Here is a 21775-nt window from a genome sequence, read left to right as displayed (position 1 = left end):
TTATTCCATCCCTCTATTTATTAACAGTTAGATTCTCTATTACTTTATATTTACCCAAACACTTTTCACTTCTGTGTAATTATCAAGCGCGTATGAACCTAACTCACGACCGATACCAGATTGTTTAAACCCACCAAATGGTGCAGCTGCATTTTCTAAGTTATAATCATTAATCCATACTGTTCCTGCCTTTAATTTATTGGCAACTTGATGTCCTGTTTTAATATTTTGTGTCCATACGCCCGCAGCGAGTCCGTATGAAGAGCGATTTGCTCTTTCGATAACCTCTTCTGTTGAATCAAATGGAAGTACAACGACAACTGGTCCAAAAATTTCTTCTTTCACAATTGTCATATCATCAGTAACATTTGTGAATACTGTTGGCTGTACAAAATACCCTTTTTCAAATGCCCGTTCACCACCAGCAGCAACAGTAGCTCCTTCTGCTTTTCCTTGTTCAATGTAATGTAGCACACGTTCTTGTTGCTTTTTAGATACGAGTGGCCCCATTTCCGTTTCCTTCTCCATACCTGCTCCAAGTTTTACGTTGTTCGCCATTTTTACTAATTCAGCTACGACTGTTTCGTAATGTTTTCGGTGAACGAACACGCGAGATCCAGCACTACAATTTTGGCCGTGATTATACATAATGCCTTGGAATGCACCGTTAATCGCTTCTTCTAAATCAGCATCTTCTAAAATGATATTTGGTGATTTACCACCAAGTTCTAACGTTACATGTTTAATTGTTTCTGCAGATTGACGCATAATATATTTCCCTGTAACTGTTGAACCCGTGAAGGCTACTTTATCAATATCATGATGGTTTACGATTGCAGCTCCTGCTTCAGGGCCAAAACCTGGAACAAAGTTTACAACACCGTTTGGAAAACCTGCTTCTTTAAAGAGCTTCGCTGTATATAATAACGATAAAGGCGTTTGCTCTGCTGGTTTTAATACGATTGTACAACCTGTTGCTAGTGCAGCTCCCATTTTCCAAGAAGACATAACGAGTGGAAAATTCCAAGGAATAATTTGACCTACAACGCCAACAGGTTCATGGCGTGTGTAATTTAAGTAATCTTTTGAAATCGGAATTGTTTGCCCGATAATTTTCGTAGCCCATCCCGCATAATAACGATAATTTTCTACAGTCGCTGCAATATCATCATCCAGTGCTACTTGATATGGTTTTCCATTATCTAAAGCTTCTAACTGCGCTAATTCTTCTCCATGCTCTTCAATTAAGTCTGCTAATTTATAAATAAGGTGCGCTCTTTCAGCGGTAGTCATTTCTACCCAAGGTCCTGATTCAAATGCAGATTTTGCAGCTTTTACCGCTAAATCAATATCCTCTTCTCGCGCTTCGCATACGACAGCTAAAACATCTTCTGTTGCTGGATTGTATGTCTCAAATGTCTTCCCGCTAATGGAAGGTACAAATTCACCATTAATAAACATTTTAATTTCTTCATTTAAAAACGCTTTCGCTTTTGGTCTCAGCTCAATGTTTGTCGTTAACATATATGCTCTCCTCCTTATTTAAACAGCTGCATGAGCTGCAATTTTTGAAATAATCGTTTGAAGTTTTTGATCTTCTTCTTCAGTTAATCCGAGTCTCGGATAACGAGAAGGTCCCCCTGCTTGCCCGTGTAATTCCATTGAGCGTTTAACAATTTGTACATATTTTCCTGATCCTTCAAGAAACTCGCAAAGAGGTAAAATAGCATCGTTTATTTCCCAAGCTTTTTCTAATTCACCATTTTGGAAATGCTCATACATTTTCGTAACAAGTCCCGGCACGATATTTCCTGCTACTGAAACCCATCCCGTTGCACCTACTAAATAAGATTCCATAACTAAATCTTCAGATCCACAGAAGACTTGAAAAGCACCTTCGCCTTGTCGTACTAAATCTCTTGCTTTACGAATATCTCCGCTAGATTCTTTAATATGTGTAACATTTTCACATTCTTTTCCAATACGTAGCATGAGCTCTGTACTCATATCAACACCAGATGTAAACGGATTATTGTATAACATAATTGGTATATTTACAGCGTTTGAGATTTCTTTAAAATGAAAATAAATTTCCTCTTCTTTCGGCTTACAATAGTACGAGTTAATAATTAATGCGCAATCCGCTCCGTGTGCTTCTGCATGTTTCGTATATTCAATCGTTTCTTTCGTCGTTTCTGCTGCAGTTCCTACAATAACTGGAATACGGCCATCAACTTCTTTTAATACTGTTTCTACCATTTTAAATCGTTCTTCTTTTGATAAACTAACAAACTCACCTGTACTTCCATTAATAATAATGCCAGCTACCTTTTGATCGATAAAATAGTTTACGTTTTGTTTTACACCGTTCCAATTAATTTCTTGAAACTCATCCATCGGTGTGATCAATACTGGAAATGCCCCTTTAATTTTTTTCATATTTATCTCTCCCTTTACTATTTTAATAAAAATCCTGTCGGAAACGGATCTGTAGAGTCTAATAGAAACGTCTGCATCCCTGTAATAAATCCTCTACTTTCAAAGCGAAAAATGTATCCTTGTTCTTCTTTCTTCACTTGTTCCACTGTTATAAAGCTATTAAATATACTTTCATTTTTAAAAGGTTTATCCGCTATATAATCATTTTTAAATAATGTATGAACATAAGATACAATAGTAGAAACAAAACCAGGCGAACGTACGATAAAGTTATCTTCATGAAATGTAATCGACTTTATATGGTTCTTTTCTGTTTGCATAGATTCTACTAAAATAAGTCTTTTTATTAATGACTGTTTTTGTATAGCTTGAAGTGTAACTTCACTCCATTTTTTTAATTTAGAGATATTTTCAATACTGATTTCTGGTGAATATGCATCCTTTTCTACAACTGCATATACTTTATCTGCCTGAATGAGAGAGTAACTTATATTACCAACTTGTAAATTTTTCTCAATCATATAACATAGTTTACTTTCAAACGAAACAGATACAACTTCATCATTCTCTACATACGCATGGATTGAAAATATACCAGATAGCGTTTCAATTTTGTATTGGTTCGTCTCTCTCTTTTTTAAATACCCGCTTTCTAGTAACATCGTTATGACTGCGACAATCCCCCCATAATGAAGCGGAATGGATCCTTCATGATTAAAAAATAATACAGCTGCATCGACTTCCATATGAATAGAAGGAACGACAATACATCCATTTAATCCGATAAAACCACGTGGTTCATTTAATACAAGCTTCATTTCTTCTGCTAATTCACCTGAAAATTGTTCGTTTAATTGCTCTAAACTGTAGTAGTATTTGCATGGTACATCTTTCATTACACGAAATGCTTCACCATTTACATGTACGTCTACTGCTGTATACATTTTTTGAATGTTCATTTTACATCCTCCGTTTCATGTTCCATCGGCGGAATTAGCAAAAAGCCTTCTTTAAGTGGGTCCTTTTCATTATAAAAAAATCTATGCATCCCCATAAGCCAAGCTGAACCTGTAATTTTCGTTACGACAGCTTCAATATTTTCTACAGATGTTGTATTTATGACGCACCCTTTAAATAAAGAGCCAACGATACTCTCATGAATAAACTCTTCATCCACTTCAATTTTTTGATTTGCGTATAATACAGCTAACTTCGCTGATGTTCCTGTACCACATGGAGAACGATCAATTCCTCCTGGCGGAACGACAACTGTATTTTTCACATGAGCACTTTCATGAGTAGGATCTGTATAAAATTCAATATGGGTTAACCCTCTAATAAATGAATACTGCGGATGAATGATTTCAAATTCCTCATTAATGATATTTCTAATATGAATTGCCTTATCGATGATTGTAGATGCATGTTCCGGTACTAACTCTAAACCTACTGACTTCGCATCAATAATGGCATAGAAATTTCCTCCATACGCAATATCTGCTTCTACAGTTCCAATCCCCTCGACTTGTACAGTAATATGCTTCAGTAAAAAAGCTGGTATGTTACAGAAAGAGACTTCTTTCGCTTTTCCATCTTGAACAAAGATATCCACTTCAACTAAGCCGGCTGGCGTGTCTAACTTTAACGAAGTAATCGGTTCAACTACAGGAATTAAACCTGATTCAATTAAAGCTGTACATACACCAATTGTATCGTGACCACACATCGGTAAATATCCACCTGTCTCTATGTATATAACACCAATATCTGCTTCAGGATGACATGGATCTGTTAATAGTGCTCCTGACATTACATCATGACCACGCGGTTCATTCATTAACAATTTGCGAATCCAGTCATACTCCTTTTTCATATGTAACATCTTCTCTGCCATCGTCTCTCCAATTAACTTTGGAAGTCCGCTTATCAATGTCCTCGTCGGATTCCCGCCCGTATGTGTATCAATCGTCGTAAAGACTCTTTGTGACCTCATCCGTTTAACACCCTTTCTGTAAAACGACTCAAACGAAGTGGTTCAATAGGAATGATTGTTTCTTTTTCATTTAATAACTCTTCAATTACTTTTCCAGTAACCGCTGCAAGGCTAATGCCATCCCCTTCATGCCCCGCTGCGATAAAGTAGTTCGGGATATGTTGCACGCGTGAAATGATTGGCAAATGATCTTCTGTCCACGGGCGTAATCCCGCATATGAACGAATCACCATCATATCCGCCATTTTCGGATAAAAACGAATTGCTCTGTTTGCAATACATTTAATAACCTCGTTGTTTATCTTCGTATGAAAGCCTACAAACTCTCTACTACTACCAATTAAAAAATTTTGGCTTTCTGTCGGCTCAAACACAAGAGCTACCCCATATTTTTCAGTTAAAGCATCCACTTTTCGTTTTCCGCCAAATTTAGAAATTAAATAACCAAATTCCATTACTTTACGGCAACCAACGTGTTGTTGCCTTGAAGCTACTATAATATGTCCTTTTCTCGGTTCAATTGGTATATTTACATCAAGCATTTGTCCGATTTTCGGAGCCCACACACCGGCTGCGTTTACCACTTGTTTCGCAGTAAACGTCCCGTTAGTCGTTTCTACAATAAAGGAACCGTCTATATCTCTTTTCATTTCTTTTACTTCCGTATGATTAAAAGCTTTCGTACCAAATTTCTTCGATTCTGTAAGAAGTGAAAAAGCAAGGAGATATGGATTTACAGTCGAATCCGTTGCGCATTCTAACCCGCCTAATAAATCTTCTGCAAAAAATGGCGATTCTTCTCTTATATCTTGTCTATCAAGCATTCGAAACGGTAAACCAGCTTCCTTTTGACGATTCACCCATTGCTGGGCTGCTTCCATTTCTTCGTCCGACTCACATACGAGAATACTTCCTGGTGCTCTATATTCAAATGAGTGCTCTAACTCTTCACTTAAATCAGTTACTAACTTTTGACTTACTAACGACATTTGACTATCAAACCCTGGGTCTTTATCAATAGCCAAAATATTCCCGTCACACCGTGAAGACGTCCCACTGACAAATTCTCCTTTTTCAATGATTGTTACGTCTCTTCCGTATTTTGAAGTGTAATAAGCGATTGAACATCCTATAATTCCACCACCTACTATTAAAACGTCACAGTGCCTCACGTAGCACCCCTCCCTTCTTTTTAATCCCTCACTTTCTTTTATGCAATTGACGTGCCAACTCTACATATATACACTTTTTACAAATAATATTTTTATTTGTAAAAATATTTTGAATTTATCATAAATAGGTGTATTATTTTTTTATCACTGTCAAAATTTTTATACATAATAGGAGGACAATATGGCATTCTCATTTCCCACAATACAAGAATTTCTAAAAACTTTATTAATTGATCACACAAACAATTTGCAACATATTGAGCAAGTTAACGAAAAGTTTTATTACAGCCCTTCTACTACAGAAAAATACAACTGTGCAGTTATAGATGAAGATGATTCATTCAACACTTTAATTGACGCGTTTTCTCATGAAATGACCGTTATCGTAATAAACGAAAATAAAGAGCCTATATGCTGTATAACGGCTCAGCAAATCATTCCGTTTCTTATTAAGTCTTACAATGAACTACAATCTTTCTATAACACCGTAATACAAACAACTGATTCTTCTGTTACAGTTATCGATGATAAAGAATGTGTTCGTACTTGGACAGATGGCGCCGAAAAGATTTTTTCAGTCAACCATACTGAAATTATTGGACAACCTATCACTCGCTTTTTTGACTATAAAGATTTGGAAATTTTACAATCATTACATGACGGAAAAAGCATAATTGCTCAGTTCCATCAGCCTCGTCCAGATTTATTTGTATTAATTAACTCAAACCCAGTGTATTGTAACGATGAAATTATTGGAGCAGTCGTTTCAGAAACTGATGTTACGAATCAAGTTGCTTTAAATGAAAAACTATTTAATATGTCACATGAAATGCACCGATTAGAACAAGAGGTCGCAAAATATAAAGATGAATTAGACCCTTTCCTTGCAATGAATGGAAAGAGCCCTGTTATACAAAGAACGATACAATTAGCTAGAAAGGTGTGTTCGGTGAAATCAACAGTTTTAATACTCGGAGAAAGTGGTGTTGGAAAAGAAGTATTTGCGAAAGCAATCCATGAAGCAAGTGAAGCAGCTAAAGCACCTTTCATTTCAATTAACTGCGGCGCCATTCCAGAAGCGTTATTTGAAAGTGAATTATTCGGGTATGAGCGCGGGGCGTTTTCTGGTGCAAATAGTAAAGGGAAAAAGGGTAAAATAGAGCTCGCGCAAGGCGGTACATTATTCCTAGATGAAATAGGAGAAATGCCGCTCGATATGCAAGTAAAGCTTTTACGTGTACTACAAGAACGAAAATATTACCGAGTTGGTGGAGAAAAAGAGATTCATATTAATTTCCGCATTATCGCTGCTACAAATCGTGATTTACAAGAGGAAATGAGAAAAGGCACGTTCCGAGAAGATTTATACTATCGCCTAAATGTAGTTAGCTTGCATATTCCACCGCTGCGCGAAAGACGCGAGGATATTATTGAATTAACCTATTCTTTTTTAAACGATTTTTCAATCAACTATAACAGACCAATTCGTGACTTACCTTCCAGCATTATGCATGAGTTACTTCATTACAATTGGCCAGGTAATATTCGCGAACTTCGTAACGTTGTTGAAAGACTTGTCGTATTTGCGACTGACGGTATTATAAAACAAGAATATTTACCATTTCATACAACTGAAACGTTAGAGAATCATACGGCTCATTCCCTATTACTCAGCAACAATCATACAATCCTTTCTTTACAAGAAGAAATGGATGAACATGAGAAGAAAGTTATTGAGAGGGCTTTACGCATTTTAAATGGGAATAAATTAGAGTGCGCGAAACAACTCGGTGTTACGAGAGCCACTTTATATAACCGTTTAAAAAAACTTGGTTTACAATAACCGTTTCCCTCCTCTATATTGGCATAGTTTTTGCATTATATAATTTGTGCAAACCGAACTAGAGGAGGAATACATATGACGAATAAAGATCATGTAATTGTTTGTCGATGTGAAGAAGTTACATACGGTCAACTTCAATCGACAATTGCTGAATATAATTGCTCGGCGAGAGAATTAAAACTAAGAACACGTGCTGGCATGGGATTTTGCGGTGGCCGCACATGTAGAATGATGATAGATCGAATGATTGAAAGTGCAAATCCTGAAGTAACTACTAATGAAATTCCATTAAAATATCAACCACCAGTGCGCGCAGTTACCTTTGGAGCGGTAGGTGAAAATAAATGAATAGAATTACCCATCATCCTGTTTTAGGGGGTTTAAATAGTAGTAATCGCATCACTTTCCAATTTAACGGGCAACAATATGAAGCATATGAACATGAAACCATTGCGGCCGCTTTACTTGCAAACGGAATAAGAACTTTAAGAGTGCATGAAGATAGCGGGACGCCGCGAGGTATTTACTGTAATATCGGGCATTGTTCTGAATGCCGCGTGACAGTAAACAATGAAACGAACGTACGAGCATGCTTAACTGTTGTTGAAAAAGATATGGTAGTTAATAGCGGCAAACAGCATCCAAATATCGTGAGAGAGATGGTGAAAAAGCGATGAATGATGTCATTATTATCGGAGCTGGACCAGCAGGTTTGTCAGCCTCCATCTCTTGTGCTCGTTTTGGACTAAATGTACTTGTTATTGATGAATTTATGAAGCCTGGCGGAAGGTTGCTCGGACAATTACATCAAGAACCTACTGGAGAATGGTGGAACGGAATAGAAGAATCAAAACGCCTTCACGAAGAAGCAAAATCACTTTCAGTTGATATTCGATGCGGCATTTCCGTCTATAATTTAGATAAAGATGAAAGTTCTTGGTTCGTACATACGAATATCGGTACGTTAGAAGCGCCGTTCGTTTTACTTGCTACTGGCGCTGCTGAGTACTCCATCCCCCTTCCTGGTTGGACACTTCCAGGAGTCATGTCGATTGGTGCAGCCCAAGTAATGACAAATGTACATCGCGTTCAAGTTGGGCGAAAAGGAGTAATTATTGGCGCTAACATTTTGTCATTCGCTATTTTAAATGAATTACAATTAGCGGGAATTAAAGTGGAACATATTGTACTTCCTGAAAAAAATGAATTAAGTCAAAAGGCTGGTGAACCAGAAGAAGTTTTAAACTCTCTCTTACATGCTGCACACCTTGCTCCATCACCTTTATTACGTATAGGTAGTCGATTGATGAAATATAATTGGGTGAAACAAGCTGGATTAAACTTCTATCCAAATAACGGTATAAAAATAAATGGCACACCACTTCACCTTCGAAAAGCAGCTCTTGAAATTATCGGTACAGATCAAGTTGAAGGTGTACGCGTTGCTAATATTGATACGAAAGGAAACATCATAACTGGATCGGAACAAATATACGAGGCAGACTTCGTTTGTATTGCCGGTGGCTTATACCCTCTTGCTGAGCTTGCTGCTGTAGCTGGCTGTCCTTTCCGTTACATTCCGGAATTAGGCGGCCATGTTCCACTGCATTCCGAAACGATGGAAACCCCTCTTCCCGGTTTATTTGTAGCCGGCAATATAACTGGCATTGAAAGTGGGAAAATTGCAATGGCACAAGGAACTGTTGCTGGATATTCAATCGTAAAACAAGCAAATACAAAATCCCATTCGGTTGAACAACACTTGCAACAGGCGATCCAACATGTACATACCGTACGACAACAAGCTGCCATTCAATTTAACCCGATGATTGATCTCGGTAGACGGAAAATGAATGAAATTTGGCGTGATTATTCCCTGGCATATACACATACTAAAAAGAGCTGCTGAGATTACTCTCAACAGCTCTTTTTTCTACTCATCTGAGTTATTAAACTTTGCTAATGCGTAAATGCCTTCTTCTTCATCTAATTCAAGTTGTAATCTTGCTGCAAATGAATTGACATTATATTCTCTGTCAAGTAATAAGCGTAATGCTTCAATTAAGTTCGCTTGAATTAAAATTTGCTGGCGACCATTTACCTCTACTTCAGCAGAGAAACCGTAGTCATCATCATACATTAGTTCAACTAAAACTTCTTCTGGACCAACTTGTCTTTTTTCAGCGATATATACACAAAGCGCATTGATAAGTTCTTGTTCAGAAATTTTTATTGTTTCCATGCTACTTCATCTTCCTTTTTCTTACGTTGATCTTTGAAGTATTTAAATGCACGAACTGCTAACATTACGATACCAGCCATTACTAACATATTTACCATAAACGCTAATACAGAACCAAGAGCTCCCATATTTGCAAATAGGCTACCCATTAGTAAACCACCAAGACCACCTAGTAATAAACCTTTCATAAAGCTTCCTTTATTACTCTTTGGTGCTGTGTTTGTTGCCTTTGTTTTTGAATCTGTTGTTGTTTTTTGTGAGTTTACGTTATTATCTTTTTTGTTCAAATCAACTTTTGACTTTTGACCAGAACTTGGTGTGTATGATTTTTTACCAGATTTGTAACCCTTCGCTGCTGCGTGATCTACAAACATGAAGCTACTAGCTCCAAAAATAACCATGAATGCTGTCATGACTGCTACAAGTTTTTTCAACATATTATATCCATTCTCCTTTTATATAGATATATGTGAAATCTACCTTTCTAGTAAATTCAGAATGATAGATTTATTTTTAAAAACATTTTAAAGGTTCTTATGAACTTATTATATGAACTTTTGTCGAAATATGCAAGTATTATTTACTTCCGACAGTTTGGTGACAAAGGAAAAATTAAGCAAAACAGAATTGACTTTAAATGAAACAAAACATATTATAGGTTCATAAGAACTTTTTATTATTTTTGGAGGTGAAAAGATGGAAACATTTCATCTCACACGAAACGAAATGGCTACCCTTCTTCTATCATTAAGAGGATGGAATACGAAAAAGCCTCTCGGTATTTTACAAGAAGCTTGGGCGAAGTCACATAAAAAAGATATTGAAAGCGGACAAAGCGTAACTGCTTTTATTACTACCGCACTTTCACCTATTTTTGAAAAACTGATTAAAATTGATGATACAGACGTCGGTTTTTCATTAAATGAAATAGTTGCGCTTGGAAATCAGATTGAAAATACAAGTTTCTCAGTAACAGCCATGCAAAACTGGGTGAAACGAGATATAAAAGAAATGATTGGCTCTCCTCAAAAAGGAAAAAAATATTCAATTGAACAAGCAGCCTTACTATTCATTGTTGAAGATTTAAAAACAGCACTTGATTTTGAATCCATTCGTAAGCTATTACGCCTTATTGTAAATGACCCAGCCGATCGAAGTGATGACTTAATCAATCCTGTTCATTTATATGGGGCATACTCTTCTCTATTTGAAGAACTCAATCAAGGGAACTGCTTACAACTAAATGCAACAGATACAATCCATACAATTGAAAATATCGTGAAAGAAAGAGCTGATAAAATTGCAAGCAAGTTCGATCAGGTTAACAACGAACAACGTGAGGCAATTCGTAATGCGATTATTATTGCCACATTATCTGTGCATACCGCTTATGTACAAATGTTAGCAAAACGTTACGTAACAGCAACTTTATTTTTACAAAATTTAGAAGTGAAACCGTAAAAAATAGGAGCAGAAATGCTTCTATTTTTTTATAACGAAAACAAGCATCAATCTGTTACATACTTAGAACAGGTTGATGCTTTTTTCTCTAGGTATTAATTATAAAAAACCATAATCGCCTATTATTAATTCAAAAATGCTCATCTCATTCTATTAAATTTCAAACAGGCTTTCTCGATAAATTTCATTCCTTCATCATTGTAGCTCTTTATAAATTTCAATTTGAGCTTTTGAGCTATTAGCAAAATTTAGCCAATCCTGTCTTACATTACTAATATTTTCAGTTACCAAAAGTTCAACAATATCTAAATGTGAAACATTCGTTGTTATCGTTTTGTTTATACCATTAACTTTAGCACCTGACATATACTTAGCGATCTTAGGGTTTAATGCGAAAGCAAAATCAATTACAGTAGCACCTTGCGGTAAGTTCACGGAATCTAACTTAGGAGTAAATACAACAATATTATCTTGGAATAGTTCATATGATACTAAATCATAAAATTCAACCGCATCTTGAGTTACTAGATCATTTGTCTTAATAAAATGATCCATTAATTTATGAATTATATTTTGCATCTCCTTATCAGTTATACTTTTTGTAAGTACATGAAATACTCCTTTATCTCGTATCTCCTGATTTATTTTTGTTTCAATACATATCACTATTTCATGGTTATTGATCACCACTTTGGTCTTTAAGTATTTGTTTAATACATCACTTTCAATTGCTATATTATCTTCAAATTGATATGGAATTGGTTGGTATAGTTGATGTATAACTCCTAATATTTTATAACAGTCTAAATTATTTGAAGTCGTGATAATTATTTTTGACACTGCTGTAATGTCTTGAATATCTTGGAGACGAGCATAAGCTGTATAAATAGGGCTTACTTCATAGTTAACTTCAAATATTAGATATGGATTTAGAAAATTATTTATATCTTGCATGATATTTTGAGACAAACCCTCTAATAACTTAACATAATTTTGTAAAAGAATACTCATTCCCTTATATTTAGAATGGTTAAGATAATAAAAACCTAAATCTTCTAACTCGTGTTGAACATGTAATAGCCCTAGTCTTTTACAAATCGGAGCAAAAATTTTGAGTGTTTCATTTGCATAAGGAACTTGTTTCTTTACAGCTTTCACCTGTAAAGTTCTCATATTATGTAGACGATCTATCACTTTTATAATAGCTACTCTTATATCTCCTTGCGTAGCTAACAATAATTTCTTTAAATTTATTGCTTCATACTCTTCTTTATTAGAGATTTGTTTTTTATCAATTTTAGTTAACCCTTCTACAATATCAGCCACTTTTTTACCGAATATATCACGTATATACTCAATTTTATAATCTGTATCCTCCACCACATCATGTAGTAATGCTGCAACTAAAGTTATTATATCTGCCTTACAATCTAACAAAATTTCTGTAACTGCAAATGGATGAGTAATATACGGCTCACCGGAAACGCGAAATTGTCCTTCATGTGCTTTCTCAGAAACTAATATAGCTTTATGTAATTGTTCGATTTCTGCTTTATGTAGATATGAGGCCTTTTCTAATAATGCTTTTTTCATATTTTCACCTTCATCACGTTAATTTTCTATAAAATTTTATTAACATTATAATTCGTTATTAGAAAGTGAAGTACCTGTCTAGGTGATAAGAGAATATTTATATTTTTATTCTCCTTGAATTATTTTTAAATTTTCAAACCTATAAGCCACCCTTTGAAATACTTTTGTTTTTATCAGCCGAATCATATCTCTACCCCAAATAGAAAATAGTCCATAATTTTAATTCTTATTATGCATACATTACTCTTCTCACTTTGGAAATTAAAAGCCTATAACATTATCATTTATATATGAGAAATTTTTAATAATCTTTTCATTTTCTCTTCATGAAAACTAAGCTCATATCCTGTACTATACTACTTATGAGAGACATAAAAGAATTGAAATAGCAATCCCCTATACAAATAAGGTATAATCTACACATAGTGAATCTTTTATGTTATTAAGTATAAGGTTCACCTATTCAAAAATACATAAACTAGAAGGTGCAACAATGGTAAGTAGTTTTATTCATTCAGTATTAACGTTTTTTGAAGGATTAGGTTATTGGGGCATTATGCTTGGTCTAATGATTGAGATTATTCCAAGTGAAATCGTCCTTGCTTATGCGGGATTCTTAGTATTCAATGGTAGTATCTCATTTGTAGGCGCCGTTGTATTCGGTACAATTGGCGGCGTTATTGCTCAAATCTTTATTTATTGGCTTGGACGATACGGTGGACGACCTATATTAGAACGATACGGAAAATATATTTTCATTCATAAAAAACATATAGATGCAGCTGAAGATTGGTTTAACCGTTACGGGACTGGTGTAATTTTCACTGCACGCTTTATTCCAGTAGTACGTCATGCGATTTCAATTCCTGCTGGTATTACAAAAATGCCATTATTACGTTTCACTACATTAACAGCACTTGCAATCATTCCTTGGTCTATTATTTTTATTTATTTAGGTGAAAAACTAGGTCAAAATTGGGAGAATATAAACGATATTGCGGGACCGTATGTGAAGTCTTTCGCAATTGGCGGCGTCATACTTATCCTACTATACTTCATCCTTAAAAAATGGACAAAAAAACGTAAAAATCTTGCTTAAGATAATATAAAAACCGCTATACATTCATTACGAATGTTAGCGGTTTTTATATTAGACTTGATTATGTATTAAAAATTGGATTATTTCTTCCTTATGCTTTAAGTCATGCTGAATGAGTGATGAAAAATAATGATTCAGCATGACTTTTTTAGTACCAATTTGAAAGTCATTATAAAAATTATCGGCAGGAATTCGCTCAATTTCGGCTACTAATTGTTTACGAGTATAGCTAAACTGATTGATAAGCTCTTCTCTTGAAATACCTGATCTTGCATATATAATTGCACTCTTATTCATTTCCTCTACATCTGTTGGAAAATGAGGCACTGATTGAGTACTAAGAAAATAAGGAATTCGATACTTCATTACAAAATCATCCCAAATAATAAAATGTGAAATCACATCTGCAATCCCCCACGAACCATTTTTAAATGATTGAAACCATATATCATCAGGTACTTCCTTCAATGTTTGACACCATTCTATTATATTTAACTTTTCTTCTAAAATATTTTCTTTCTTCATTATGCATTCCTTTCTCGCACTTGTAATTCATTCATATTAATATCTTCTAGAAATTGTATAAAAAGCCTCCATAATTATGTGGATAAGCAACAATTCATTCGTCCATTTCGTATATTAACTCTAAAAGGAGTGATTTCCCTATGCATTGGCAACAAAAAATACAATACTTAATCGGACGCCCTATCGGTATTTCCTTCATAAATGGGCAGGGAACTTCTGGTGTATTATGTTCAGCACATGATGGTCAATTATATGTGTATGAATACCTTTATCAAGCGCAGTTCGCAATGAAGCATTATGATTTTAGACAAATTCAAGATATACATGCCTTTCCGAATTGCCCACATCAAAATACTCTATACTAAAAAAGGAACCGCTTATAGCCGTTCCTTCTTCTCCACTCTTATTTTTCAGTATAAAAGTTTTGTACTGCTTCATCAAAGTAAATCCAACCTTTCCAACCTAAATGAATTGTATCTTTTAAGAAATACTTATCATATTCATGGCCAGAAAAATCAACTACTGGGTATCCTGCTTTCTCAACTTGTTCCCGAACTTTTTTATAATACACTTCACGGCGTTCTTTAGGGAAACCAGCGTAATCATACCACGGTCCGTTTACAGGTACAGAAATGAATAGTGGCTTAACATTTTTCTCTTTAAATATATTTAAAACAATTTGTAAGTCATCATATTCTGGTGATTCTTCATATGATTCATTTGCTCTAAAGTTTTTTAAACCTTTTAATTTTTTCTTTAAATTATGTTTATAGTAATACGGATTTTCAATTCCGAATGTGTTTGTAGTAGATTCCGTTTTTCCTTCTTCCACCGCATGTTTACGTGCATCTACCCAAGAAATTGAACGTAGTCCCATATTTGTTTTTTCTTTCATCGGTTCAATCTTAAATAAGGAGTTAAATACATCTCTATGATCTAAAATATTTCGATGCATATAAGCAAGTGGTTTAACTAAACCTGCTTTTATGTTATGTTTCGTATCATTATATACAATACCTTCTAATGAATTTTTTAATATATCATCTTTTTGAACAACTTTATAGTCTAATAATCGTTTCGCAATTTGCTTCTTCATTTCAACATTTATTGTATCATTAAAAATAAAATGATAGGCTTGTTGTTTGGAGAAATTGTTAGTAAAATCCCCTTGTGATACACCCGTTTTAGTAAACCATTGTGGTGATAAAACAAAGACTACTTTTTTACCTTCTAACTCATCCATTGTAGACGTCATATTTAATATATGAGCTAAACTTTGTGTACCGCCAATCCCAATTAAATATGGTGTAAAACCTGCAGGATTTACTTTAAAGTAATTAGACGGATGATATGCATCCATTCGTAAAAATTCAGATGAACCATACATCGGTAAATACTGCGAATTCTCTAACATTTTTTGCTGTAAGAAAACACTTTGTAGTTTTTCTTTTTGTAAGGAAGTTGCCGCATCTTCTACCTTCTTATCACTAATAAGTGATACTAAACTTTTCGATGGGATTAATATGATAATGAAAAAAAGCACACACGCTAAAATTATGGGACCGAAAGCATGCTTCATTTTCATCGTCTCTTCCTCTTTCTATCGCTATTAAATTGTAACCCTTGTTTTTGACACGCCATCATTTCTCTCCTTTTTCTCTATACATGTTCCATTCTATTTATCTATTATATACATGTATGTATTTCTTTCCTTGTTCTATTAAGTTCTATACAAATAGCGCAGAAAATGTTTCCATAGAAACACGTTAATTATACAAGATTCTACATAAATTTTACACTGGAATTTTACTAATAATTTTATTTTTAAGACATGAAAAAATATATAAACTGTCTATACATTTGAAACTGTACAAAAAAACAGACTATCACACACATGTGAAGTCTGTTTCTCCATACCTTTATTTTTGTACATCCGCCCATTTTAAACTTGTTGCTGGACCGAATTGATGTACATATAAATCTTTCACATATGGCTTTTGTAAGTATGATAATCCGCGCTGGAATACCGGTGCTATTACTGCATCATCTAGCAGCATTTTTTCCGCATCTTGCATTGCTTTCCAACGAGCTTTTTCATCATTACCTAATTCTGTTTTAATCTTCTTAATTAACGCATCATATTCTGGGTTTGAATATTCTGTATTGTTCACACTGCTTCCAGAAAGGAATACTTCTAAGTAAGTCATTGGATCTGGATAATCAGGTAACCAGCGTGATAATGACATTTCATATTCTTTCTTCTTCTCTAACGCTAGTTTTTGCGTGTGTGGTTGTAATTTTACATTTACCTTTAAGCCTGGTAAGTTTTTCTCTAGCTCTTCTTTAATGTATTCTCCTACTTTTTTGAAGTTTTCTAAGTCATAGTTTAATAATTCAAGCGTCACTTCATTTGTACCGGTCTCTTGCTTCGCCTTTTCCCAATATTCTTTCGCCTGTTTTACATCAGTTTTATTAAACTCACCTGCTGTACTTCGAAAATCTTTTTTATCTGGACCTTTTAAAAATCCTATTGGTACGTAATAGTTAGCAGCAACCGAACCATCATTTAAAAATGAAGTCGCAATTCCTTTCTTATCAAACACTGTACTTAGCGCAAGCCTTGCGTTTTTATTTTTAAGAATCGGTACATTTTCATTGAATCGGAAGAAGTACATAACCGGATCTGTATATTGTTTTAGCTCTTTATTACTTTTATATTTATCGACGAATTCTGTAGAAATGACAGCTCTATCAACTTTATCTGTTTCATATAAATTTACCGCAGTTGAAATTTCTTTAACAATTTGATAGTTTACTTCATCTAGCTTCACTTCTTTCTTATCCCAATACTTATCGTTTTTTTTCAGTGTAAAACTAGCTTCATGCTTCCACTCTGATAATGTAAATGGCCCGTTATACACCGCTTTATTTGCTTCTAATCCGTACTTATCGCCCTGCTCTTTCGCATATTTTTCGTTAATTGGATAGAAGGACGGTAAAATAAGTAATTTCGTAAAATACGGCACTGGATGTTCTAGTTCTACAACGAATGTTTTATCATCCGTCGCTTTTACTCCTAATTCATCTAAACCTAATTGTTTCTTATTTATTTTCTCCGCATTTTTCACATCGTAAGCAATGTATGCATATTGAGAAGCAGTATCCGGATTAATCAGCTGCTTCCAAGCGTATACGTAATCTTGTGCTGTTACTGGATCTCCGTTAGACCATTTCGCTTCACGTAAGTGGAAAGTATATGTTTTTCCATCTTTACTTACTTCATATTTTTGTGCTCCAGCCTCAATCACTTCATCATTTTTCGATAAACGGAATAATCCTTCCATTACGTTATTTAAAACGTTAAACGATACCGCATCTGTTACTTTCCCTGAATTTAATGACGGAATTTCACCCGTTTCTAGTAACTGTAATACTTTCTTCTCATCTTTCGGCTTTGTCGTTGTTTTTTCTTTTGCGCATCCTACTAAAAATGAAGAAACTAATAGTGTACTAACTAATGAGTAACGAACAACTTTTTTCATTTGAAAACCCCCTCTATTTTTTAAGGTAAGTAACGACGAGCACCAGCGTATTCTTCTATATATCCTGGTGTATTTAGCGGTATAATCTCTACTGACCTTTCAGCTCTCGGTGAGTGAATCATATTTCCATCACCAATATACATAGCAACATGATGAACACTACCTTTTCCTTGATCATGTGCAAAGAAGATTAAATCTCCTTTTTGTAAATGTTCTTTATCAACTGCAACTCCATTTCTCGATTGCGGACCTGAATCCCGCGGAATTGTAATACCGTGTGATTTATAAATCGTATGTGTAAATCCAGAGCAATCAAATCCCAAGCCACTTGTACCTGCCCATATATACGGTAATCCTAAAAACATTTTTCCAGTGTTTATTAAATCATCAGCTGTCGGAGTTGGAATATCATTTTGCGAACGGTAAACTGTCCCATCATTTTTTCGTAGCCAAGCTTTCTGTCCGTTTGGTAACAACACGCGGTACGAAATCGTATCTTCACTAAGTAGTGGCAGTCGCGTATTATAGCTCACTTCAAGTGATTTATGTTGTTCAGAAGGATTTATATATAAAATGGCTGTCGGTTTTGTTACTAATACGAAAGGTTCATTTGTTTTATCAGCAAATTCTTGATTATATGTTAACTGTTTTTCGGGCATCCACCCTGGGTAGCCCTCTTCATTTCGAGGTGTTGGCTGACCATGGACTAACACTTTAACCCAGTCCCCTTTTTTATCAACAACCGTTACTTCTTGACCTAATAACGCTTGCGTTTCTAATTTATTTGCATTTGTTAACCAAAGTTTCTCATCAAGCGTCATTGATTTCGTCCACTTCCACAAATCAACTGGGTTTGTAGCGCTCGGTGCATCAATTGGCCGTAATGAATCAGGCGCAGTCCAAAGTGTTGCGGCAGATACATCGATAAACGCTTTACTATCTTTCTTCTCTTCAGCATTTGTTGATGTAAACGATGAAAATATAAATAAAGTTGTTAAAAATGCAGTTCCTACTTTTTTCATAAATATCCCCCTTAAAAGATAGTTTACTAGTCTCTTCTCCTAAGATTTACTATTCACTGTCGTTTGAAGGTTTACCTTTGATCCAGAATAAGTCATTCCTTCCGGTTCTTCCATTAACCAAAGCGGTGCATCCAGATCGAAGTAATGAATATTAGGATGTGCAGCAGCTAAATGGGCTACAGCGCTAACAGAAAGTGAAGATTCCATCATACTTCCGACCATACATTTTACACCAGCTGTTTCGGCAATATCGGCAATACGCCACGCTTCACGTATGCCGCCACATTTCATTAATTTAATATTAATTAAGTCTGCATATCCTCCTTGAACAATTTTCAATGCATCACTCGCTGAAAATATGCTTTCATCTGCCATAATGGGCGTTTGTACATGATCTTTGACATACTTTAACCCATCCCAATCTTTCGCATGAACAGGTTGTTCAATAAATTCGATGTTTAAATTGCGATTTTCCATCTCTTTAATGATCGTAACCGCTTCTTTTGGATTCCACCCTTGATTTGCATCTAATCGTAACGTCGTAATTTTTGGTACACTATTTCGAATTGCTTCAATACGTTCTAAATCTAAATGAGCAGATTTTCCCACTTTAATTTTTAAAGTTTGAAATCCTTTTTCTACATGTTGCTTTGCCTCTTTCGCCATAATAAAAGGCTCATCTACACTCACCGTAATATCTGTATGAATTTCTTTCTTCCCGCCTAATAATGCGTAAAGTGGAACGTTTTGGTGTTGACAATACACATCATATAAAGCAATATCTACCGCGGCTTTCGCACTTGGGTTTCCAATACAACTCATTTGAATGTGCTGCAGTAACTGCTGAAATTGAATGATATCTTGACCAATTAAACAGGAACGCATCGGTCCTAAAATTGCTTCTTCAATCCCGTTAGCGAAATCACCCGTAATAACTGGTGTTGCGGCTGCAGCCCCCTTGCCAATAACTCCTTCGTCTGTATGAATATATACATCTATACTTTCTATTTCAGTTACGGTACGAAGCGCCGTTTTAAACGGTGTATGAAGATTTACACGTCTACGCTTTACTTTTACATCCGTAATTTTCATATTGTTCATCCTTTCGTTGTCTGACAAAGTGGAACCTTAATCCACAAAATAAATTAGTTTTTTACGGACAATTAATCTCCTCTTTCGCTTACTTTTCATATAGGAGGTTAATGTGAAATAAAAAAAATCCAGCCATAAGAAGATTCTTATGGCTGGATTTTGTCTAGGAATGGGTAGACAAAGCAGCAATTTGATTATATTTTTTCTGCGCATCTTTTAATGCTACAAGTAGTGCTTTTTGAGACGAACCAAAGTATCTATTTTTTATTTCTGTGACCAATAGTGGATCATTAATATTTTTATGTAGAAACAAATATTTAACGAATTGAGATGTTAATGCAATTGTCGCTGAGCAATCTGCATCTACAATTTCCCCTGTCTCCTTAACAAGTACAAACGCTACAAAATAACTTTTGAACTTTTCGGTAATAGGATTATTTTGAGGTGCTTTCGCATCCCCTACGATATAAATTGTATTTGAAGCGTACACAGCTATCTTCCTTTCTAATACGGGATAACGGTTTTCTTAATAGTCGTATGAGTGATAAACTCAACGTTGATTAAGAAATGTATCCGCTTACCTTGTATTATAATACAATTGACAGAATTTTAACAACATTTATTTCAGTGTATATTCCATAAGTATAAAAACAGCTCAAACTCTTCATTTTTACAATATGTGATTGTTACTTGTACCATGCCATTCATACATAAAAAAACAGCTAGCAATCGCTAACTGTTCTATTACACTACTTCGGCAACACAAATATAGTTTCATTTGACTTTGAAAATTGATATTCTTTTCTCGCAAACTTCAAAATTTCTTCCTCATCGTCTGTTAAATTTTCTATGTTAGTCTTTAAAGAATCCTGGTCTTTCTTTAAAGAGACCAATTGTTTTTTTTGATTCGTTATTGTATCTTTTTTTTCTACGATTATTTCTTGTTGTTTCGTTAAAATAAATTGAAGGTACAAAGTAGCCGCCGCAATAAATATAAACATGAATATAAATCGTCTTAGTTTTTTCTTATTAATTGCTCGCTTCTCATTAGGCTGTGATAGTTGCTCTTCTATATTAGGAACATTTATTCGCTTGAGTTTCCTCATTATGAAATCCCCCTAACACATATATTTTCACTACCCTCGGCATAATCCCTTACTAACTATAATTCTATTCTTATAAAATAAGCTCCTTCACAAAAATATCTTACAAATCAACCAATTAAAGATAGCATTCGACGACATTTCCATATTTACTTTGAATTTTTTTATGTATGCTGCCATAAAATAGTAGTTTCTGTTATTCTTTTTCTATTATTGTAGAAGAGTTTTTTTACACACAAAATACCTTCCCTACATATCGATGTTATAACATGCTTACAAGGAGGAAAAATATGCATTACCGTACATTAGGTAAAACTGGAATAACTGTCTCTGAAATAGGTTTTGGGGCATGGGCAATCGGTGGTGATGAATGGGGACCTGTTAACGATAAACAATCTATAACCGCTATAAAAAAAGCAATTGAGTGTGGTGTGAATTTTATTGATACTGCAGATGTGTATGGTTTAGGACATAGTGAAAAGTTAGTGTCTACCGCAATTAAAGGATATCGTAATGATATTATCCTATCAACGAAAGGCGGTTTAATCGGACATCACTACGATCCGAATGGAGGTGCGACACGTTCCTAAGTGAAAAGCTTAGGCACTGTCGGACAATTGTTCAACAGTGAACTTTCATTCCGAGTTGT

General features: G+C 34.8%; 22 protein-coding genes and 1 pseudogene. 8 read left to right on the top strand and 15 right to left on the bottom strand.

Translation table 11 applies throughout. From position 1 onward, the window contains the following. Nucleotides 1-39: 39 nt before the first annotated feature. From RBB48_RS17920 to RBB48_RS17900, 5 genes are read right to left on the bottom strand one after another with little or no spacing between them, the layout of a single operon-like run. Complete coding sequence (locus RBB48_RS17920) at nucleotides 40-1524, bottom strand: aldehyde dehydrogenase family protein (RefSeq protein ID WP_306007933.1); 1485 nt, start codon at nucleotides 1522-1524, stop codon at nucleotides 40-42. 18 nt (nucleotides 1525-1542) lie between these two features. Then, nucleotides 1543-2439 (bottom strand): 4-hydroxy-tetrahydrodipicolinate synthase, encoded by an 897-nt coding sequence (dapA, locus tag RBB48_RS17915; RefSeq protein ID WP_075307423.1) that lies wholly within the window; start codon nucleotides 2437-2439, stop codon nucleotides 1543-1545. Nucleotides 2440-2456: 17 nt separating this feature from the next. Then, complete coding sequence (locus tag RBB48_RS17910) at nucleotides 2457-3398, bottom strand: proline racemase family protein (RefSeq protein WP_088063711.1); 942 nt, start codon at nucleotides 3396-3398, stop codon at nucleotides 2457-2459. Beyond that, nucleotides 3395-4432, bottom strand: a complete 1038-nt coding sequence (locus tag RBB48_RS17905; protein WP_060487075.1) for a proline racemase family protein — start codon at nucleotides 4430-4432, stop codon at nucleotides 3395-3397. Before RBB48_RS17905 ends, RBB48_RS17910 begins: the two co-directional genes overlap by 4 nt. After that, nucleotides 4429-5604, bottom strand: coding sequence for an NAD(P)/FAD-dependent oxidoreductase (locus RBB48_RS17900; RefSeq protein WP_306007932.1), 1176 nt, complete (start codon nucleotides 5602-5604; stop codon nucleotides 4429-4431). Before RBB48_RS17900 ends, RBB48_RS17905 begins: the two co-directional genes overlap by 4 nt. Before the next feature lie 181 nt (nucleotides 5605-5785). Here RBB48_RS17900 and RBB48_RS17895 point away from each other — a divergent pair, with 181 nt between their 5' ends. From RBB48_RS17895 to RBB48_RS17880, 4 genes are all read left to right on the top strand, one after another. Next, nucleotides 5786-7447 (top strand): sigma-54 interaction domain-containing protein, encoded by a 1662-nt coding sequence (locus tag RBB48_RS17895; RefSeq protein WP_306007931.1) that lies wholly within the window; start codon nucleotides 5786-5788, stop codon nucleotides 7445-7447. A gap of 75 nt (nucleotides 7448-7522) precedes the next feature. Beyond that, entirely contained in the window at nucleotides 7523-7795 is a 273-nt protein-coding gene (locus RBB48_RS17890) for a (2Fe-2S)-binding protein (protein ID WP_088063714.1), read from the top strand. After that, a complete protein-coding gene (locus RBB48_RS17885; protein WP_306007930.1) occupies nucleotides 7792-8124 on the top strand; it encodes a (2Fe-2S)-binding protein in 333 nt (110 codons plus the stop codon). The genes RBB48_RS17890 and RBB48_RS17885 overlap by 4 nt, the downstream gene beginning before the upstream one ends. Then, complete coding sequence (locus RBB48_RS17880; RefSeq protein ID WP_306007929.1) at nucleotides 8121-9356, top strand: NAD(P)/FAD-dependent oxidoreductase; 1236 nt, start codon at nucleotides 8121-8123, stop codon at nucleotides 9354-9356. Before RBB48_RS17885 ends, RBB48_RS17880 begins: the two co-directional genes overlap by 4 nt. A 24-nt stretch (nucleotides 9357-9380) precedes the next feature. On the opposite strand, the gene RBB48_RS17875 is transcribed toward RBB48_RS17880, so the two are convergent. Further along, nucleotides 9381-9689, bottom strand: a complete 309-nt coding sequence (locus RBB48_RS17875; RefSeq protein ID WP_060487081.1) for a YxcD family protein — start codon at nucleotides 9687-9689, stop codon at nucleotides 9381-9383. Next, entirely contained in the window at nucleotides 9677-10126 is a 450-nt protein-coding gene (locus RBB48_RS17870; protein ID WP_000914471.1) for a hypothetical protein, read from the bottom strand. Before RBB48_RS17870 ends, RBB48_RS17875 begins: the two co-directional genes overlap by 13 nt. Nucleotides 10127-10385: 259 nt before the next feature. Between RBB48_RS17870 and RBB48_RS17865 the strand changes: the two genes are divergently transcribed. Beyond that, entirely contained in the window at nucleotides 10386-11150 is a 765-nt protein-coding gene (locus RBB48_RS17865) for a DUF1836 domain-containing protein (protein ID WP_000447225.1), read from the top strand. Between the two features lie 195 nt (nucleotides 11151-11345). On the opposite strand, the gene RBB48_RS17860 is transcribed toward RBB48_RS17865, so the two are convergent. Next, nucleotides 11346-12743 (bottom strand): HD domain-containing protein, encoded by a 1398-nt coding sequence (locus RBB48_RS17860; RefSeq protein WP_088122358.1) that lies wholly within the window; start codon nucleotides 12741-12743, stop codon nucleotides 11346-11348. Nucleotides 12744-13236: 493 nt separating this feature from the next. Here RBB48_RS17860 and uptA point away from each other — a divergent pair, with 493 nt between their 5' ends. Beyond that, nucleotides 13237-13842 carry an undecaprenyl phosphate transporter UptA gene (gene uptA, locus RBB48_RS17855; RefSeq protein WP_061664652.1) on the top strand — a complete coding sequence of 202 codons (606 nt, stop codon included), beginning with the start codon at nucleotides 13237-13239 and terminating at the stop codon, nucleotides 13840-13842. A 51-nt stretch (nucleotides 13843-13893) separates the two neighbouring features. Here uptA and RBB48_RS17850 read toward each other — a convergent pair whose 3' ends face one another. Beyond that, nucleotides 13894-14367 (bottom strand): DinB family protein, encoded by a 474-nt coding sequence (locus RBB48_RS17850; RefSeq protein ID WP_306007928.1) that lies wholly within the window; start codon nucleotides 14365-14367, stop codon nucleotides 13894-13896. Between the two features lie 140 nt (nucleotides 14368-14507). Here RBB48_RS17850 and RBB48_RS17845 point away from each other — a divergent pair, with 140 nt between their 5' ends. Continuing rightward, complete coding sequence (locus RBB48_RS17845; RefSeq protein WP_000558704.1) at nucleotides 14508-14732, top strand: hypothetical protein; 225 nt, start codon at nucleotides 14508-14510, stop codon at nucleotides 14730-14732. Nucleotides 14733-14770: 38 nt separating this feature from the next. Here RBB48_RS17845 and dltD read toward each other — a convergent pair whose 3' ends face one another. The 6 genes from dltD to RBB48_RS17815 all read right to left on the bottom strand — a co-directional run bounded on the left by dltD (nucleotide 14771) and on the right by RBB48_RS17815 (nucleotide 21129). Next, nucleotides 14771-15952: a D-alanyl-lipoteichoic acid biosynthesis protein DltD gene (dltD, locus tag RBB48_RS17840; RefSeq protein WP_306007927.1), complete on the bottom strand. Its 1182-nt coding sequence runs from the start codon at nucleotides 15950-15952 to the stop codon at nucleotides 14771-14773. A 334-nt stretch (nucleotides 15953-16286) separates the two neighbouring features. After that, a complete protein-coding gene (locus tag RBB48_RS17835) occupies nucleotides 16287-17909 on the bottom strand; it encodes a peptide ABC transporter substrate-binding protein (RefSeq protein ID WP_306007926.1) in 1623 nt (540 codons plus the stop codon). 20 nt (nucleotides 17910-17929) lie between these two features. Further along, entirely contained in the window at nucleotides 17930-18931 is a 1002-nt protein-coding gene (locus tag RBB48_RS17830; protein ID WP_306007925.1) for a C40 family peptidase, read from the bottom strand. A gap of 39 nt (nucleotides 18932-18970) precedes the next feature. Beyond that, nucleotides 18971-20032 carry a dipeptide epimerase gene (locus tag RBB48_RS17825; protein ID WP_142310462.1) on the bottom strand — a complete coding sequence of 354 codons (1062 nt, stop codon included), beginning with the start codon at nucleotides 20030-20032 and terminating at the stop codon, nucleotides 18971-18973. A gap of 154 nt (nucleotides 20033-20186) precedes the next feature. Further along, entirely contained in the window at nucleotides 20187-20513 is a 327-nt protein-coding gene (locus RBB48_RS17820) for a DUF3870 domain-containing protein (protein ID WP_000271317.1), read from the bottom strand. A 259-nt stretch (nucleotides 20514-20772) separates the two neighbouring features. Then, nucleotides 20773-21129, bottom strand: a complete 357-nt coding sequence (locus tag RBB48_RS17815) for an FtsB family cell division protein (protein ID WP_001228712.1) — start codon at nucleotides 21127-21129, stop codon at nucleotides 20773-20775. A 287-nt stretch (nucleotides 21130-21416) separates the two neighbouring features. Here RBB48_RS17815 and RBB48_RS17810 point away from each other — a divergent pair. Further along, nucleotides 21417-21698: pseudogene (locus tag RBB48_RS17810) on the top strand (aldo/keto reductase); the annotation flags it as partial. Nucleotides 21699-21775 lie beyond the last annotated feature (77 nt).

The organism is Bacillus sp. MMSF_3353 (assembly GCF_030733445.1).
Taxonomy (GTDB): Bacteria; Bacillota; Bacilli; order Bacillales; family Bacillaceae_G; genus Bacillus_A; species Bacillus_A wiedmannii.
The sequence above is the reverse complement of the archived record's forward strand: the minus strand, read 5'-3'. Positions and strand labels throughout refer to the sequence as shown.